Genomic DNA, 15,371 nt, shown 5'->3' with positions numbered 1-15,371 from the left:
CCCGGCCGCGCCGAAGTGGCGGAACGGTAGACGCAGCGGACTCAAAATCCGCCGCCCTTAAAAGCGTGTGGGTTCGAGTCCCACCTTCGGCACCAATGAAATCAATGACTTGGCCGTGTTTGGTTGACACCCGCAAGAGTCCGTGGGACAAAAGCGGGACACAACTGTCAACAAAAGACAATGGCCACCATTGAGAAACGCACCACCGGGACAGGCACTGTCAGCTACCGAGTGAAGGTTCGGCTTCGAGGCGAGGCACCGCGCACACGCACTTTCAAGCGGCTGACAGACGCTAAGGCGTGGGCCGCCAAGACTGAAAGCGACCTTGGGCATGGCGTGTTCGTGGCGCAGACCGCCGACCGCCGGCGCACGCTGGCCGATCTGATCGACAAGTACCTGGCCGACTACCTGCCGACAAAGGCGCACAACCTGAGTGCCGCTGATGTCAGGACACAGCTGGCATGGTGGCGCGCCGAGTTCGGGCACGTCACGCTCGACCGACTGACGCCGGCCACTATCGCAGAGGGACGCGGCAAGCTGGCCAAGCGCATGACACGCAACGGGACGCCGCTGTCCGGCGCCACCATCAACCGATACCTGGCGGGCATCTCGGGCGTGTGCAAGTGGGCCTGGAAGGAGCTTGGCTGGCTACCTGCTAACCCGGTGCTGTCCGTGGGCAAGGCGAGGGAGTCCGAAGGCGTCATCCGGTTCCTTTCTGACGACGAACGCCGCGCGCTGCTGGATGCCTGCCGTGCCGACCACGACCCGAACATCGAGGTGTGCGTGGTGCTGGCGCTCGCCACCGGGCTACGGCAGTCAAACATCCGGTTTCTGCGATGGGAGGACGTGTCCTTTGAGGAATGGACGCTGACAATCCGCGAGACAAAGAACGGGCAGCCGCGTCACGTCCCCATTGTCGGCATGGCACAGGGCGCGCTACAGGCGCACTACGACCGCGACCCGACAAAGCAAGGGTGGGTGTTCAAGGGCTACCGCGACGGCTCACCCTGGGGCCTGCACAGCGCGTGGCAGCGCGTCCGTGATGCGGCTGGACTGAAGGACTTCCGGTTTCACGACCTGCGGCACACGACCGCATCATGGCTGACCCAAGGCGGCGCCGGGCTGGCGCAGGTGGCCGATGCGCTGGGACACAAGACTTTGACGATGGCGCGCCGGTACTCGCACCAAAGCGGTGAGCACGTCCGCGCCACGCTGGCGAGCATCGCCGGCAAGCTGGGGGGCTGACGATGAGCAAAGTCACCTTCCACGTGTCCGATGAGAAGCACGCGCAAGTCGCGGGGAGCCAGAAAGAGTTTCTCGAGGGGCTGGCAAAACGCATCGAGTCCGGCGAGGCGCTCACCAGTCGGATGGAGCAAACTTTTGCAGCCGGTGCGATCCGTGCGTTCGCCGCATCAATTCCGATGGGGCCAAAACGCAAGCAGGGGCCGGCGCCGAAGTTCTGCCACGGTTCTGAGGCGCTTGTGTACGCGGTGGGCCGTGCAAATGGCCTGACTCACGGGCAGGCGCTGGAGAGGATCGCGGACCGCGTGGGCGTGAGTGAGCAGGCCGTGGAAAAAGCGATCAAAAAATACCGGCCTGGTGCGTTCGACATGGTGGGAATCCCTGACCCCGGCAACCAATAATTATTATTGGTTTTTGCGTGAGGCGGGAGCATGCATAACTATTCCTGACACTCAATGACATCCGTTATTGAGAGTCACCTAGAGGAATGGTTATGGCACGCGCACTAAAGACAGTTTCAGCGTTCGCGGATGGTTCGCCCTTCAGCGAGGCGCAAGTTCGCTGGTGGATTTTCAACGAAAAGACAAACGGCATGTCCGATAACGGAGTCATTGTCCGCATCGGCAAGCGCGTTTACATCGACACCGACGCATTCGACCGGTGGGTGGACTCGCAGCAGCAAACCCGTCGCGAGGTTGCCGTATGAACGCCGCCTACGACGCCACGTATTCACGCACGCCGGAGGGGCGCGCCAGCGAGCTTATCTGGGCCGCCGATCGCCTGGTGGCCGAGCTACAGCGGCTCAGGTTGGATCCCAGCGTCAAGCGTGCAGAGGCAGTCACCCGGCACCTGCACGGCATGGCACGGACTGCGAGCCTGCTGACTGTGGCGTTGAGTCAGGAGGTGTGCGCATGAGCGTCGCACCGGCAGACTTTTATCACGCGCGCGCAATAAAGCGATTCCGCCGCACCAGTGCGCAGGTTGAGCAGCTGGACCTACAGATCATCGCGGCACTGAAGGCGGATCACCCGCAGTCCGTCCGGCACGTGTTCTACCTGATGACTAACCCGCGCTTGCCTGAACCCGTCGAAAAGTCGGACCGAGGTTACCGCCACGTCCAGCACCGGCTTGTCGAGCTGCGAGCGTCCGGGCGCGTGCCTTACGGGTGGGTTGTCGATGCAACGAGGAACGGGTTTTTCGTCAACACATTCAGCGGCGCTGCTGACTTTGTAGAGCGAATGACGCACTTATATCGTGCCGACCCATGGCGGGACGCCGAATATCGCTGCGAAGTTTGGGTTGAGTCCCGATCACTGGCCAGCGTGCTACTGGAAACATGCCAGGAGCTTGCAGTCACACTTTATCCGTCTGGAGGCTTCGCGTCGCTGAGCTTTACCCATGACGCCGCCGTCCAGATCAATGAGGACGACGACGGCCGGCCGCTGCACATTTTCTACGCTGGCGACTATGACCCGGCCGGTGTGCTGATTGACCGAAAGATCGAAGAGGCGTTGCGCCAGCACCTGGACCCGGCCGTCAAAATGACATTCGAGCGCATCGGCATCACGCAGGAGCAGATAGAGCACTACGACCTGCCGACCAAGCCAAGGAAGGAAGGCGACCGGCGCGCGCTGCACATCAAAGAAACGGTTGAGGCCGAGGCCATGCCGGCTCACATCATGCGCGGCCTGCTGCGGAAGCGGATCGAGGCGCTATTGCCTGAAAACGCATTGCACGTGGCGGCTGCGGCACAGGCGTCGGAGCGCGGATATCTCAAGGAGATGGCGCAAACCATGGGGAGGGATCGCGCATGAGCATGCATGAAAAGCGAAACCCCGGCTGGCGGGCCGGGGCTTCAGGGCGAGACGCAGGCGTTGACAGGCTGCATTCGCACTCTACCGCAACAATTTCTGAAATTCAAGGGCGCATTGACGACGATGAGCTGGCACGGCTTGAGCAACTGGCCGGCGACTATTGTGCGGCTGACGTGGAGCCTGACAGGCCGCCGAGCCTATCGGACACCATTTCAGGCCTTTTGCGGCCAATGACAGACGCCGAGCTTGAGGCTTCGCGTGCGCCACACCCGCACGTGTTCCAGGCTGGTGAGCGTGGCCTGTTTCCGCTTGGCGAGGTGAGCGTTATCGGTGCGCGCGGCCGTGAGGGTAAGACAACGGTTATCGTCGGACTGGCGGTGGCGGTGGCGATTCAGCACGACGTTGGACGGCTGAACCCACCCGTTGGACGGAGCGTGGTTATTTTCTCGGCAGAGGACGACCGCCGGCAGTACGCACGCAAGGTTGCCGCGCAATGCTCGCAGCTTGGGCCGCAGCAGGCCGCACAGGTGAAGCGCCGCATTCTGGTGCCAGACCTTGACTCGCAGGAGATGGCAGCCTTTCGCACGCTGGTGACTGTGGCCGACCGCAGTCCAGTCCCTACCGGCACCGATGCGGCACTGGTAGAGGCCATGCGGCCGCTGATGGACAGGCCAGATGCGCCGGTGCTGGTGGTGTTCGAGACAGCTTCAACCTTGAGCGATGCCGAGGAGGACACGCGCGGACACAAAATGCTCATTGCTTGCCTGAAGCGTGTCGCACGCGAATTGAACGTGGCCTGCATTCTGGTGCACCACACAAGCCAGGCGGCCGACAACAACCTGGCCGACCTGAATATCAGCACGGCCGACATTCGCGGCGGGACGGCGCTTGTCTACAACAGTCGCCAGAACGCCATGCTGGTGAACCTTGGCAGTGACGCTGACCCGTTCGACGCTACCGACGCTAGAACCGTGCTGCGCAAGATGGCAGGCAGCCACGATGGCCGAGTGACGGCGCTTGTCACCCTGGACAGCTCAAAGGGCATGGATCCGCCGCCGCTGTTCTTCGCGTGGCGGCAGACCGACTTCGGACCCGCCGCTATCGAGCACGAGCCGCTACCCACGCTGCAAGGCAAACCCTGGCGCAAGGTTCGGGAAATGGTGATGGCCGAGCGTGGCAATGTGCGCGCAGAGGCTCGCAGCAACGCACAGGGCGCCAGCGTGACGCATGTGGTTGCGCTGGCGGAGAAACTGCACAAGGCCGGCAAACAACCCACTGCACGGGCAGTGAGTGTCGCTGCTGGCAAGTCATCGACCTGGGCCAAACCCTACCTTGAAGCGGCGGTGGACGAGGGGCTGTTGACCTGCACCAAAGAGCCGATACCGCGCATGAAGGACGGCGGTGCGGTGTATCGGCCCGCTGACTCGACGGTGGTTGTCTCTTGAAACCGTCACTGGCCGCTGAAAGCCTTGCTGTGTATGGCTTTGACTCAACGGTTGACTCGACGGTGGGTGGCGTCGAGTCGATACAGGCAAGCAATGGAGACGAAAAGCGCGAAGCAGGCGCATTCGTCCCTTTGCCTTGCTCGCACAACGTCACTGACTGACTCAACGACGGTAGCAAAACCCTATAGGGCGTCGTTGTTGAGTCGAGCCGCCTACCGCCGGTTCTACCCCTGCTGCCGGAGCTTCTGAGGGATAGGCAAAAAGCGCCGCCATCATGGGGAAGACGCGGTGCTTGCCTGCGTGAGTTCGTGAGTTCTGCGTTAGTTCGAACCTACGCAAACCTACGCAGGTTGCGAGGTGCCAGTGTCCCACCCGGCACCTGCGCACTTCACCCATGAAGTCTCACTGATAGTTAGCCTCGCCACGTGTCGCTAAGTATCACCCGCAAGTGAGGTTGCATGGCGCGCCGGCCGGTGATATCTCGCGCGGTAATTCATTCATGAGAAACCCGCAAAATGTCCGTTCAAGCCATCCGCGAGCTGCGCAGCGCCAAAGTCGCCGAAGCCCGAGCCATTATCTCTGCCGCCGGTGACCGCGCGCTCACGGCTGACGAAACGGCCAAGTTCGATAGCCTCAAGGCCGAGATCCAGAGCCTGGAAGCCGCCGAGGCCCGCGCGCAGTTCATGGCCGAGGCCGAACGCCGCGCACCTGGGACGCCGGTATCGGGCGAGCACGGTAGTGCGCTCGAGAGCCGGGTGTCCGTCCTGAGCGTCATTCGCAGCATGGTTGAAGGCCGAGCATTGAGCGGTGCCGAGGCTGAAATGCATGCAGAGCTTGAGCGGCGGCACGGTGCAGCAAAGCATGGCGGCGTCCTAGTGCCCATGTCCGCATTCGAGCGACGCGCCACCACCACGGCCACCGCGCCTGAGCTGGTGGGCACCGCGCACATGGCCGACCAGTTTATCGGGCCACTGCGAAACAGCCTGCTGGTGCGGACCTTGGGCGTTCGCACCCTGTCCGGCCTGACTGGCAATGTCAGCATTCCGAAGGCCGGCACCGGCTTGTCGGTTGGTTGGGTTGCCGAGGGCGCCGCGCTGCCTGAAAGCGACATGACGTTCGACGCAATCACCCTGAGCCCGAAAACCGTCGGTGGCATCACCGAAATGAGCCGGCAGCTTATCTTGCAGTCCGCGCCGGACATCGAGGCATTGGTGCGCGACGACCTGAGTTTTGCCATTGCCGCTGCTGTCGATACTGCCATCATCTCGGGCACTGGCCTGGCCGGGCAGCCGCAGGGGATTATCGGGCGCGCTGGCGTGCAGACTGCCGCAATGCCGGCCGACTGGGACGACATCCTTGCCATTGAGCAGCAGCTTGCCGGCGTGAATGTTGTGCCGTCCGGCTGGTTCACCTCGCCTGCCGCACTGAGCGCCTTGCGCGGCACGCTGAAGGCCGCCACGTCCGGTTCTGACTATCTCGCCACTTCCAGCGCCATCGGTGAGCTGCCGGTTGCATCGAGCAACGCCGCACCTGCCGGCGTGGCCATCCTGGGTGACTGGAGTCAGGTGCTGCTGGGCCAGTGGGGCGCAGTCGAGCTGCTGGTGAACCCGTTCGCCGAAACCCCGTACCGTCGCGGAGGTGTCCTGGTTCGCGCCATGGCAAGTGTTGACGTCGGCGTTCGCCATGAGCAGGCGTTCGTTGTCGCTGGCCCGTAAGATGATCGAGCAGCGCTTCGCACATGAAGTCCGTGCGTCCGGGCGCACCCTGAGCGGCTACGTTGCACGATTCGGCACTGAGGCGCGCATCGGCAGCTTCGTCGAAGTCATCAAGCCTGGCGCGTTCCGTGCTTCGCTTGACTCCGGCGCCGACGTGCTGGCCTTGGCCGACCATGACCCATCGCGCGTACTGGGCCGCACACGCTCCGGCACGCTGCACCTGGCCGAGGATGGTGAGGGCCTGGCCTTCAGCCTGCAACTGCCTGACACGCAAGCTGGGCGCGATCTGGTGGCCTTGGCCGAGCGTGGCGACCTGGGCGGCTGTTCGTTCGGGTTTACGGTAGGCGCAGATGGCGAGCGGTGGACAGGCAACAAGCGCGAGCTGAGGGCCGTCACGCTGCATGAAGTCAGCATCGTCCAGTCCTGGCCGGCCTACGATGGCACGTCTGCAAACCTGCGCCACCGCATGCCGCACGCAGACCACCGGCGCCTGTGGCTGGAGACGGTATGAAGTGGCCCTGGGCAAAGACTGAGAAGCGCGACGCGGATCCGAGCTGGGCTGCGCTGGTTAATCATGGAGCCGTTTCAGCGTCCGGGCAGTTTGTTGACGCACGCAGTGTCGAGTCTGTGAGCACCGCCTTTTCAGCGGTGAACCTCATTGCAGGGACCGTTGCCAGCCTGCCGTTGCATGTCTACCGGCGCCTTGATAACGGCGATCGTGAGAGGGCCAGTGAGCACCCGCTTGCAAGCATTTTGGGGGCACGTCCGAACAGCGTGCAGACTGCATTCGAGCTGCGCGAAATGATGACCGCGCAATGCCTGCTGCATGGCAATGCCTTCGCCGAAATCCGAACCGACGCAGCCGGGACAGTGGCAGAGCTGCGGCCGATTCACCCGCGTGATGTCACCGTGGTGAGGCTCGCAAATGGCCGCCACCGCTATGACGTGAGCACAGACGGCCGTGTGCGTTCGCTGTTGGCCGAGGAAGTGCTACACCTGCGGGACCGTAGTGACGACGGCTTGGTTGGCCGTAGTCGCGTGCAAGCGTCGCGAGAGACGCTTGGCGGTGCACTGGCTTTGCAGGCGCATGGCAACCGATCCTTTGCTAATTCGGCAAGGCTTAGCGGTGTGCTGCAAACGAGCGGCATTTTGACGGCAGAGCAAGTCAAGCGCTTGGGTGAGTCCTGGCGTGCGCAATATGCCGGCGCCGATAATGTCGGCAAGACTGCGATTCTTGAAGGCGGGTTGTCGTTCTCACCGTTGAGCATGAGCAACGAGGATGCGCAATGGTTGCAAGCGCAACAGTTCAGCGTCGAGGAAGTGGCACGGTTATTCAATGTCCCACCTGTCCTGCTGGGTGATTTGCGCCACGCCAACTTCAGTAATTCAGTTGAGATGATGCGGCACTTTGTCACCGTCACCCTGCGGCCGTGGCTGACACGCTGGGAGCAGGCGCTAGAACGTTCACTGCTGGGGCCTATCGCACGCGGCCGATATTATGTCGAGCACAGTGCAGAGGGGCTGCTGAGAGGCGATGCAGTCAACCGTGCAGACTTCTATGCAAAGGGCATTAGTGCTGGCTGGCTGCTTCCGAGTGAGGCACGCCGGCTTGAGAACCTTCCGACTATCGAGGGCCTGGATAATGCAGCCGACTAAACTGTCCTGGCGAGATATTAGGGACAAGGTACTTGCCCGGGATCCGGTGTGCAGGCAATGCAATAACGCATTGGCCACTGAGGTTCACCACCTGGATGGCAACCGCCGCAACAATTTACCGGGCAACCTGCTGGGACTGTGCGAGGCCTGCCATGCGCTTGAGATGTGGTTGGAACACGACGCCGACGGCAACCCGACTGATCCGACGCATGCATGGAACAGAGAAAATCGCTGGTGAGGTGAGTTTCAAAGCACGCCGCCCAACCTTCACACGCGCAACCGCGCATTATCCGGACCACTGAGAGATAACACCATGGCAACCCGTGGACAGAGACCCAAGCCAGTTGCACTGCGGCTGCTGAACGGCAATGCAGGCAAAAGGCCAATCAATCCGGCCGAGCCTGACACCGGTCCTGCCGATACTCGGGTGCCTGACTGCCTGAGCGAGGGGGCAGTTTCTCATTGGGTGAGATTGGCGCCGATGCTGGCACGTGCTGGCGTCCTGAAGGCGTCCGACCATGACCTGCTGGTGACGTACTGCGAAACCTTCGCGGCCTACCTGGACGCCGTGCGCAGCGGCGGTGCACCCATGTCGATGGTGGGGCAGCTTCGGCAGTTGATGGGCGAGCTTGGCATGACGCCGGCTGCACGTGCGCGCATCACTGCTGACAAGGCGCCGGAGGCCGACAATGGCAAAGCGCGATTCTTCGGTTCGTGAGCCAGAATTCTGGTATGACGCCGAGGCAGCAGAGCGCGCTGTCTCGTTTTTCGCTGAGTGCATCCGTCACACCACCGGCGAATGGCGAGGGCTGCCGTTTGTCCTGAGCGACTGGCAGGCTGACCGCATAGTGCGGCCGCTGTTTGGGTGGAAACGCGCCGACGGGACACGCCGCTATCGCACCTGTTTCGTTTTCATCCCTCGCAAGGCAGGCAAGACAACGCTGGCGGCCGGGCTGGCACTTTATGCGCTGTACTGCGACGACGAGCCGGGCGCGCAAGTCATCAACGCAGCGGCGGACCGGGACCAAGCGCGGCTGTGCTTTGACGCAGCCAAGCAAATGGTGGAGATGGAGACCGAGCTGTCATGCCGAAGCGAGGTTTACAAAAACAGCATGGTCATACCGGCGACGGGCAGCAGCTATCGGGTTTTGTCGTCCGATGCCTACACAAAGCACGGACTGAATTGTCACTTCATTGGCGCCGATGAGCTGCACTGCTGGCCTGGGCGTGACTTGTGGGACACGTTGACAACGAGCACGGGCGCACGCCGGCAACCCCTGACAGTCGTCACCACCACGGCCGGCTTTGACAAGCATTCGCTGTGCTTCGAACTCTACGACTACGCGAAGAAGGTAGAGGCCGGCATCATCGAGGACGCATCGTTTCTGCCGGTGCTGTTTGAGGCGGGCGAGGATGACGACTGGAAAGACCCGACAACCTGGCGCAAGGCGCATCCGGGGCTGGGCGTGTCCGTGAAGCTTGATTACTTCGAGGCCGAGTGTGCCAAGGCGCAAGCGACACCGGCCTATGAGAACACGTTCAGGCGCCTGCTGCTGAATCAATGGACGGAGCAGGACGCCAGATGGCTGGGCATGAAGGATTGGGACTCATGCAAGGGTGAATTGCCGGACCTGACCCATGCGGACTGCTATGGCGGCCTGGACCTGGCATCCACAATCGACGTCACGGCGCTGGTGCTGGTGTTTGGCGTGGGCGACAAGCTGGTGCTGGTGCCGCACTTCTGGATACCCTCAGAGCGCATCCACGAGCGCGTGAGGCGCGACCGGGTGCCGTTCGATATCTGGGTGGCCAAGGGCCTGGTGACGGCCACCGACGGCGCTGTGACGGACTACGACCGCATCCGTGCCGATATCCATGCACTGGCTGACCGCTACCGCATCCGCGAAATTGCCTATGACCGCTGGAACGCCACGCAGCTTGCAACCCAACTTCAGGGTGACGGCTTGGCGATGGTGGGATTCGGGCAGGGCTTCGCATCCATGGCGGCGCCGACAAAGGAATTAGAGCGCCGGATTATCGGGCGTGAGCTGCTGCACGACGGGCACCCGGTGTTGCGGTGGATGGTGTCTAACGTCACCGTCGAGATGGACGCGGCTGGCAACTTGAAGCCATCCAAGGCCAAGTCAAATGAGCGCATTGATGGCGTGGTGGCCGCTGTCATGGGCATCGGCCGCTACATGGTGGCCGAGGCGCCTGCCGTTGATCCCTACGCCGAGCGAGGGCTGATCTTCATTTGAGGCCCGCGGGCATGGCGGCTGGGGGCCTGCGGGCCAGGGTTTCACCCCCACCGTGACGGATAAGCCGGTTCGTGCCGTCTCATGAAAAACACCGGCCGCAGAGGGGCGTCATCCAGCGCTCGAACCTGCAAGGCCTGAGCCTGGGTGACCTAGGTTCGGGCCTTCTTTTTGCCTGCACGGCAGCCGTTGTTGCGGATGTTGCGGATGTTGCGGATCCATAGGCAGGTGCACCTAGGTTCGGGCCTTCTTTTTGCATGGGACAAATGTGGGACACCGGCACCTGAAAAAGCCAACTTCTGGCAATGACTGACAACGCCTAACCCATTGAATTCTAAGACAGTCAACAAGCTGCGACAGCCATAGAACGGGACTCAAAATCCGCCGCCCTTAAAAGCGTGTGGGTTCGAGTCCCACCTTCGGCACCAGTACAAACAAGGGTTGGGCTTGGCAGCCCAGCCCCTTGCTTTGTCCGGCTGCACCGTGGACAAACGGTGCGCCAGCATGTGTTGAAGGCGCTCAGCCGCCAAGCGCCCGCAACGCCGCTGCGCGCGCGTGCAGCGCGGTGGTGTCCAGCAGGGGCACGGTCGCATCGCGATGGTCCACCAGCAGCGAGATCTCGGTGCAGCCCAGGATGATGCCTTCGGCGCCGGCTTCGGCCAGTGCGGCCATGATCTGGCGGTAGGTCGTGCGCGAATCCTCGCCGATCACGCCCTTGCACAGTTCGTCGTAGATGATCCGGTGCACCTGCCCGCGCTCGTCGGCGTTCGGGGTGATGACTTCGAAGCCGCGCGCCTCCAGCCGCTGGCGATAGAAATCCTGCTCCATCGTGAAGCGCGTGCCGAGCAGGCCGACGCGGGTGATGCCGGCGGCCGCGAGCGCATCGGCGGTGCCATCGGCGATGTGCAGCAGCGGCAGCGGCGTGGCCTCGGTGATCGCGTCTGCGACCTTGTGCATGGTGTTGGTGCACAACACGATGAAATCGGCGCCACCTGCCTGCAGCGAACGCGCCGCCGCGGCCATGGCCTCACCGGCGGCATCCCAGTGGCCGGCGTGCTGCAGCGTTTCGATCTCGTGGAAATCCACGCTGTGCAGCAGCAGCCTGGCCGAATGCAGCCCGCCGAGCGTGTCGCGCACGGTCTGGTTGATGATCCGGTAGTAGAGCAGGGTGGATTCCCAGCTCATGCCGCCGATCAGGCCAATGGTCTGCATCGCGTCAATGTACTTCATTCGTCCTGCACATGATTATAAAAACCGTTTTTCGGCACTTTAGTATAATCTCCTGCACCGCAAAAAAAGACGCTCTGTCTTGACTGATGAGCGTCGAGCGCCAGCCGCATAGCTGGTTATCCAGCGCCTGTTATCTCAACAGATTGAAGTCGCTCGATCCCCGTCCTCGCGGAGATAATGGCGGTTGTTCGGACCTTCGCCCGGTCAGGTCCATGGAAGATGGGCGATGAAACGGGATTTGGATGCCAGGGGTGTTTATTCCTGCGCGTCATAATTCTGCAAGATTGCCATTTATATCGGTGATTGACACCCGTCCGGTGGGCATGCTCTGATCCGGCGGCGGTTCAGTCGGCTCTGGTAGCGGATGGAGAGCCGGAGAGCGTTGGGATAGCGCTTCAAGGATCAGGGGAATCCTGCATGGCAGAAGGAAGGCCAAGTCTTGCCGTTGTCGAACCGTTGCCGGATCGGGCAACCGCTGCCTTGCCCGAAGACCTCGGTCTGGCCGGATTGGTGCTGTTGGCGCAATTCCATGGCATCGCCGCCGACGCCGGGCAACTGGCGCATCAGCACGGCCGGGCGGGCGAACCGTTCGACGAGAGCGTGTTGCTTCTGGCCGCCAGGCAACTCGGCCTGAAAGCCGGGTTTTTGGCCATCGCCGCCGATCGCCTGGACAAGGTCGCGTTGCCCGCGTTGGCGTGGCGGCGCGATGGCGAGCACTTCATTGTCGCCAAGCTGGGCGAGCAGAAGGTGTTGATCCAGGACCTTCGCCTGCGCCGGCCGAAGGTGCTGTCGCGTGCCGAATTCGAAGAGCGCTACGAGGGGCGCCTGTTGCTGGCAGCGTCGCGCGCATCGGTGCTGGGGGAACTCGCCAGGTTCGATTTCCGCTGGTTCGTTCCAGCGGTGGTGAAGTACCGTCGCATCCTGCTGGAAGTCTTCGTCGTCTCACTGTTCATCCAGCTGTTCGCGCTGGTCACGCCGCTGTTCTTCCAGGTGGTGATGGACAAGGTGCTGGTCCACCACGGCATGACCACGCTGGAGGTCATCGCGGTCGGCCTGGTCGCCATCGCGTTGTTCGACGTGGCCCTCAACGGCCTGCGCACCTACGTCTTCGCCCACACCACCAGCAAGATCGACGTGGAACTGGGCGCGCGGCTGTTCCGCCACATCCTCAACCTGCCGCTGGCCTACTTCGAATCGCGCCGGGTCGGCGAGACCATTGCCCGCGTCCGCGAACTGGAGAACATCCGCACGTTCCTGACCGGGCAGGCGCTGACCTCGGTGCTGGACCTGCTGTTCACCGGGGTGTTCCTGGCGGTGATGTTCTACTACAGCGGCTGGCTGACCCTGATCGTGGTGTTGTCGCTGCCGGTCTATGCGCTGATCTCGGCGGGCATCATCCCGATCCTGCGCAAGCGGCTGGACGAGAAGTTCGCGCGCGGCGCGGAAAACCAGTCCTTCCTGGTCGAGACCGTCAGCGGCATCGGCACGGTCAAGGCCACCGCGGTCGATCCACGCATGGCCCGCACCTGGGACAACCAGCTGGCCGGCTATGTCGGCGCCAGCTTCCGCGTTACCCGGCTGGCCAACATCGGCCAGCAAAGCGTGCAACTGGTGCAGAAGCTGGTCGGCGTCGGCATCCTGTTCTTCGGCGCCAGGCTGGTCATCGACGGCAAGCTCTCGGTTGGCCAGTTGATTGCGTTCAACATGCTGTCCGGGCAGGTGGCCGCGCCGATCGTGCGCCTGGCCCAGGTGTGGCAGGACTTCCAGCAGGTCGGGATCTCGGTCGAGCGGCTGGGCGACATCCTCAATACGCGCACGGAAGTGCCCGGCAGCCGCATGGCGCTGCCGCCGATCCAGGGCAGGGTCACGTTCGACCAGCTCACGTTCCGCTATCGCCCCGACACGGCCGACGTGCTATCCGGCATCGATCTGGATATCGCCCCGGGCGAGGTCATCGGCATCGTCGGCCGCTCCGGCTCGGGCAAGAGCACCCTGACCAAGCTGGTGCAGCGGCTGTACGTGCCGCAGGGCGGGCGGGTCCTGGTCGACGGCCACGACCTGGCCTTGGCCGACCCGGCCTGGCTGCGCCGGCAACTGGGCGTGGTGCTGCAGGAGAACTTCCTGTTCAACCGCAGCATCCGCGAGAACATCGCGCTCGGCGACCCCGGCATGCCGCTGGAGCGGGTGATCCAGGCCGCGCAGCTGGCCGGCGCCCACGAGTTCATCCTGCAACTGCCCGAAGGCTACGACACCAAGGTCGGCGACAACGGCGCCGGCCTGTCCGGCGGGCAGCGCCAGCGCATCGCCATCGCCCGGGCGCTGGTCACCAACCCGCGCATCCTGATCTTCGACGAGGCCACCAGCGCGCTGGACTACGAGTCCGAGCATGCAGTGATGCAGAACATGCGCGCCATCTGCCAGGGCCGTACGGTCCTGATCATCGCCCACCGCCTGTCCACGGTGCGCATGGCGAACCGGATCGTCGTTGTCGACAAGGGGCGCATCGTCGAGACCGGCAAGCACGAGGAATTGGTCGACCGGCCCGGCGGGCAGTACGCACACCTCTACAAGCTGCAACAGGGGATCGCATGAAGCACGTCTGGGAAGGCGCGAAGGAGTTCCTGGGCCGCTACCGGCAGGCGTTCGGCGCGGCGTGGAAGATCCGCGATCTGTTGGATCCGCCCAAGCGGACCGAAGACGAGTTGGCATTCCTGCCGGCGCAACTGGAACTGGTCGAGAGCCCGACTTCGCCGGCGGCACGCTGGACGGCGCGGATCATCATGGCGCTGTTCTGCGTGGCCTTGCTGTGGGCCATCGTCGGCAAGCTGGACATCGTGGCCGTGGCGCCGGGCAAGACCGTGGTCGGCAGCCGCACCAAGGTCATCCAGACGGCCGAGACAGCGGTGGTGCGCAGCATCCGGGTCAAGGATGGACAAACGGTCAGGCGGGGCGACCTGCTGATCGAGCTGGACGCCACCGCCACCGGCGCGGATTACCGGCAGGCGGACGACGCGCTGGACAGCGCCCGGCTGGCCGAACTGCGCCATGCGGCGATGACCCAGGCTCTGGGTACGGATCGCTTGCCTGCGCCGCCTCTGCCGATACCGGGCATCGCGGAAGACCGCCTGCAATCGGCCTGGCAACTGACCGGCAGCGAGTTCGCCAGTTTCCAGGCACAGCAGCAGCGGTTGAAGGCCACCATCGAACAGCAGCAGGCGCAGGCGCAGACGGTTCGCAGCCAGATCGATCCCTTGCAGCGCAGCCTCTCCATCGCCCGTGAGCGCGTGGCGGACATGGAGCGGCTGCTCGGCAGCCAATACGTCAGCAAGCACGAGTATCTGGCGCGCAAGCAGGAAATGGTGGAGATGGAGCGCCTGCTGGCGGCGCAACAGGCCACCCTGGTGGAGTCGCAATCGGCCATTGCCGGAGCGCGGGAAGAGCTTCGCGTCCTGATCGCGGACACCCGGCAGAAGACCTATGACGGGCTGCGGCAGGCACGCGAGCAAATCGGCCAATACGCGCCACAGGTCGCCAAGACCGAGCAGCGCGACAAGTTGATGCAACTGCGGGCGCCGGTGGAGGGCACGGTACAGCAACTGGCGATTCACACGGTCGGCGGCGTGGTGACGCCAGCGCAGGCGTTGATGGCGATCGTGCCCAGCGAGGAATTGCTGGAAGTCGAGGCCACGGTGCTGAACAAGGACATCGGGTTCGTCAGGCCGGGCCAGCGGGCGACGGTGAAGGTGGAGAGCTTCCCGTACACCCGCTACGGCTATTTGGAAGGCATCGTTGAGACAGTGTCGCATGACGCCGCACAGGACGAGAACCTGGGGCTGATATTTCCGGCACGCGTGAAGTTGCAGAACGCCAGCCTTGTCATCGACGGGGTGAAAGTGATGCTGACGCCTGGCATGAGCCTGAGCGTGGAGATCAAGACCGGCAAGCGGCGGGTGATTGATTACTTGCTCAGTCCGTTGCAGGAGCACACTACCGAGGCGTTTAAGGAACGATAAT

At 63.2% G+C, this 15,371-nt stretch carries 15 protein-coding genes and 1 tRNA gene; 15 read left to right on the top strand and 1 reads right to left on the bottom strand.

Features of this window, described 5'->3' with window-relative positions:
* Positions 1-9: 9 nt before the first annotated feature.
* From DSC_RS10300 to DSC_RS10245, 13 genes are all read left to right on the top strand, one after another.
* Positions 10-95: transfer RNA gene (locus tag DSC_RS10300), tRNA-Leu, on the top strand.
* Between the two features lie 85 nt (positions 96-180).
* Entirely contained in the window at positions 181-1,245 is a 1,065-nt protein-coding gene (locus DSC_RS10295) for a tyrosine-type recombinase/integrase (protein WP_043290542.1), read from the top strand.
* Positions 1,246-1,247: 2 nt separating this feature from the next.
* The gene (locus tag DSC_RS10290; RefSeq protein WP_014161107.1) at positions 1,248-1,643 is read left to right on the top strand and encodes a hypothetical protein; all 396 of its coding nucleotides are present in this window, start codon (positions 1,248-1,250) and stop codon (positions 1,641-1,643) included.
* A 92-nt stretch (positions 1,644-1,735) separates the two neighbouring features.
* Entirely contained in the window at positions 1,736-1,948 is a 213-nt protein-coding gene (locus DSC_RS10285) for a DNA-binding protein (RefSeq protein ID WP_148268126.1), read from the top strand.
* A complete protein-coding gene (locus DSC_RS10280) occupies positions 1,945-2,157 on the top strand; it encodes a hypothetical protein (protein ID WP_014161105.1) in 213 nt (70 codons plus the stop codon). Before DSC_RS10285 ends, DSC_RS10280 begins: the two co-directional genes overlap by 4 nt.
* The gene (locus tag DSC_RS10275) at positions 2,154-3,056 is read left to right on the top strand and encodes a hypothetical protein (protein WP_014161104.1); all 903 of its coding nucleotides are present in this window, start codon (positions 2,154-2,156) and stop codon (positions 3,054-3,056) included. The genes DSC_RS10280 and DSC_RS10275 overlap by 4 nt, the downstream gene beginning before the upstream one ends.
* Positions 3,053-4,501, top strand: a complete 1,449-nt coding sequence (locus DSC_RS10270; RefSeq protein ID WP_083833540.1) for an AAA family ATPase — start codon at positions 3,053-3,055, stop codon at positions 4,499-4,501. Before DSC_RS10275 ends, DSC_RS10270 begins: the two co-directional genes overlap by 4 nt.
* A gap of 515 nt (positions 4,502-5,016) precedes the next feature.
* Complete coding sequence (locus DSC_RS10265) at positions 5,017-6,216, top strand: phage major capsid protein (RefSeq protein WP_014161102.1); 1,200 nt, start codon at positions 5,017-5,019, stop codon at positions 6,214-6,216.
* 1 nt (position 6,217) lies between these two features.
* On the top strand, positions 6,218-6,727 hold the full coding sequence (locus DSC_RS10260; RefSeq protein ID WP_148268125.1) for an HK97 family phage prohead protease: 510 nt from the start codon (positions 6,218-6,220) through the stop codon (positions 6,725-6,727).
* Entirely contained in the window at positions 6,724-7,872 is a 1,149-nt protein-coding gene (locus DSC_RS10255; RefSeq protein ID WP_014161100.1) for a phage portal protein, read from the top strand. Before DSC_RS10260 ends, DSC_RS10255 begins: the two co-directional genes overlap by 4 nt.
* Positions 7,873-7,942: 70 nt before the next feature.
* Positions 7,943-8,110 (top strand): HNH endonuclease, encoded by a 168-nt coding sequence (locus DSC_RS16880; RefSeq protein ID WP_158308234.1) that lies wholly within the window; start codon positions 7,943-7,945, stop codon positions 8,108-8,110.
* A gap of 75 nt (positions 8,111-8,185) precedes the next feature.
* A complete protein-coding gene (locus DSC_RS16660) occupies positions 8,186-8,590 on the top strand; it encodes a P27 family phage terminase small subunit (RefSeq protein ID WP_148268124.1) in 405 nt (134 codons plus the stop codon).
* Positions 8,562-10,130 carry a terminase large subunit gene (locus DSC_RS10245; protein ID WP_014161098.1) on the top strand — a complete coding sequence of 523 codons (1,569 nt, stop codon included), beginning with the start codon at positions 8,562-8,564 and terminating at the stop codon, positions 10,128-10,130. Before DSC_RS16660 ends, DSC_RS10245 begins: the two co-directional genes overlap by 29 nt.
* 516 nt (positions 10,131-10,646) lie before the next feature.
* On the opposite strand, the gene DSC_RS10240 is transcribed toward DSC_RS10245, so the two are convergent.
* Positions 10,647-11,339 carry an aspartate/glutamate racemase family protein gene (locus tag DSC_RS10240; RefSeq protein ID WP_043291238.1) on the bottom strand — a complete coding sequence of 231 codons (693 nt, stop codon included), beginning with the start codon at positions 11,337-11,339 and terminating at the stop codon, positions 10,647-10,649.
* 435 nt (positions 11,340-11,774) lie between these two features.
* On the opposite strand from DSC_RS10240, the gene DSC_RS10235 reads away from it, so the two are divergent.
* Both DSC_RS10235 and DSC_RS10230 read left to right on the top strand, forming a co-directional pair.
* Positions 11,775-13,949, top strand: coding sequence for a type I secretion system permease/ATPase (locus DSC_RS10235; RefSeq protein ID WP_043290539.1), 2,175 nt, complete (start codon positions 11,775-11,777; stop codon positions 13,947-13,949).
* Positions 13,946-15,370: an HlyD family type I secretion periplasmic adaptor subunit gene (locus DSC_RS10230; RefSeq protein WP_014161095.1), complete on the top strand. Its 1,425-nt coding sequence runs from the start codon at positions 13,946-13,948 to the stop codon at positions 15,368-15,370. Before DSC_RS10235 ends, DSC_RS10230 begins: the two co-directional genes overlap by 4 nt.
* Position 15,371: the final 1 nt, after the last annotated feature.

Origin of the sequence: Pseudoxanthomonas spadix BD-a59 (assembly GCF_000233915.3) — a bacterium.
In the GTDB taxonomy this organism is placed as follows: Bacteria; Pseudomonadota; Gammaproteobacteria; order Xanthomonadales; family Xanthomonadaceae; genus Pseudoxanthomonas_A; species Pseudoxanthomonas_A spadix.
This window is presented reverse-complemented; position numbering and strand designations above follow the sequence as displayed.

Bases quoted from the DNA above. Each gene is read 5' to 3' on its own strand.
- DSC_RS10275 (WP_014161104.1), top strand. From the start codon at position 2,154: ATGAGCGTCGCACCGGCAGACTTTTATCACGCGCGCGCAATAAAGCGA.
- DSC_RS10270 (WP_083833540.1), top strand. From the start codon at position 3,053: ATGAGCATGCATGAAAAGCGAAACCCCGGCTGGCGGGCCGGGGCTTCA.
- DSC_RS10230 (WP_014161095.1), top strand. From the start codon at position 13,946: ATGAAGCACGTCTGGGAAGGCGCGAAGGAGTTCCTGGGCCGCTACCGG.
- DSC_RS16660 (WP_148268124.1), top strand. From the start codon at position 8,186: ATGGCAACCCGTGGACAGAGACCCAAGCCAGTTGCACTGCGGCTGCTG.
- DSC_RS10295 (WP_043290542.1), top strand. From the start codon at position 181: ATGGCCACCATTGAGAAACGCACCACCGGGACAGGCACTGTCAGCTAC.
- DSC_RS10290 (WP_014161107.1), top strand. From the start codon at position 1,248: ATGAGCAAAGTCACCTTCCACGTGTCCGATGAGAAGCACGCGCAAGTC.
- DSC_RS10265 (WP_014161102.1), top strand. From the start codon at position 5,017: ATGTCCGTTCAAGCCATCCGCGAGCTGCGCAGCGCCAAAGTCGCCGAA.
- DSC_RS10235 (WP_043290539.1), top strand. From the start codon at position 11,775: ATGGCAGAAGGAAGGCCAAGTCTTGCCGTTGTCGAACCGTTGCCGGAT.
- DSC_RS10285 (WP_148268126.1), top strand. From the start codon at position 1,736: ATGGCACGCGCACTAAAGACAGTTTCAGCGTTCGCGGATGGTTCGCCC.
- DSC_RS10255 (WP_014161100.1), top strand. From the start codon at position 6,724: ATGAAGTGGCCCTGGGCAAAGACTGAGAAGCGCGACGCGGATCCGAGC.
- DSC_RS10280 (WP_014161105.1), top strand. From the start codon at position 1,945: ATGAACGCCGCCTACGACGCCACGTATTCACGCACGCCGGAGGGGCGC.
- DSC_RS10240 (WP_043291238.1), bottom strand. From the start codon at position 11,339: ATGCAGACCATTGGCCTGATCGGCGGCATGAGCTGGGAATCCACCCTG.
- DSC_RS10245 (WP_014161098.1), top strand. From the start codon at position 8,562: ATGGCAAAGCGCGATTCTTCGGTTCGTGAGCCAGAATTCTGGTATGAC.
- DSC_RS10260 (WP_148268125.1), top strand. From the start codon at position 6,218: ATGATCGAGCAGCGCTTCGCACATGAAGTCCGTGCGTCCGGGCGCACC.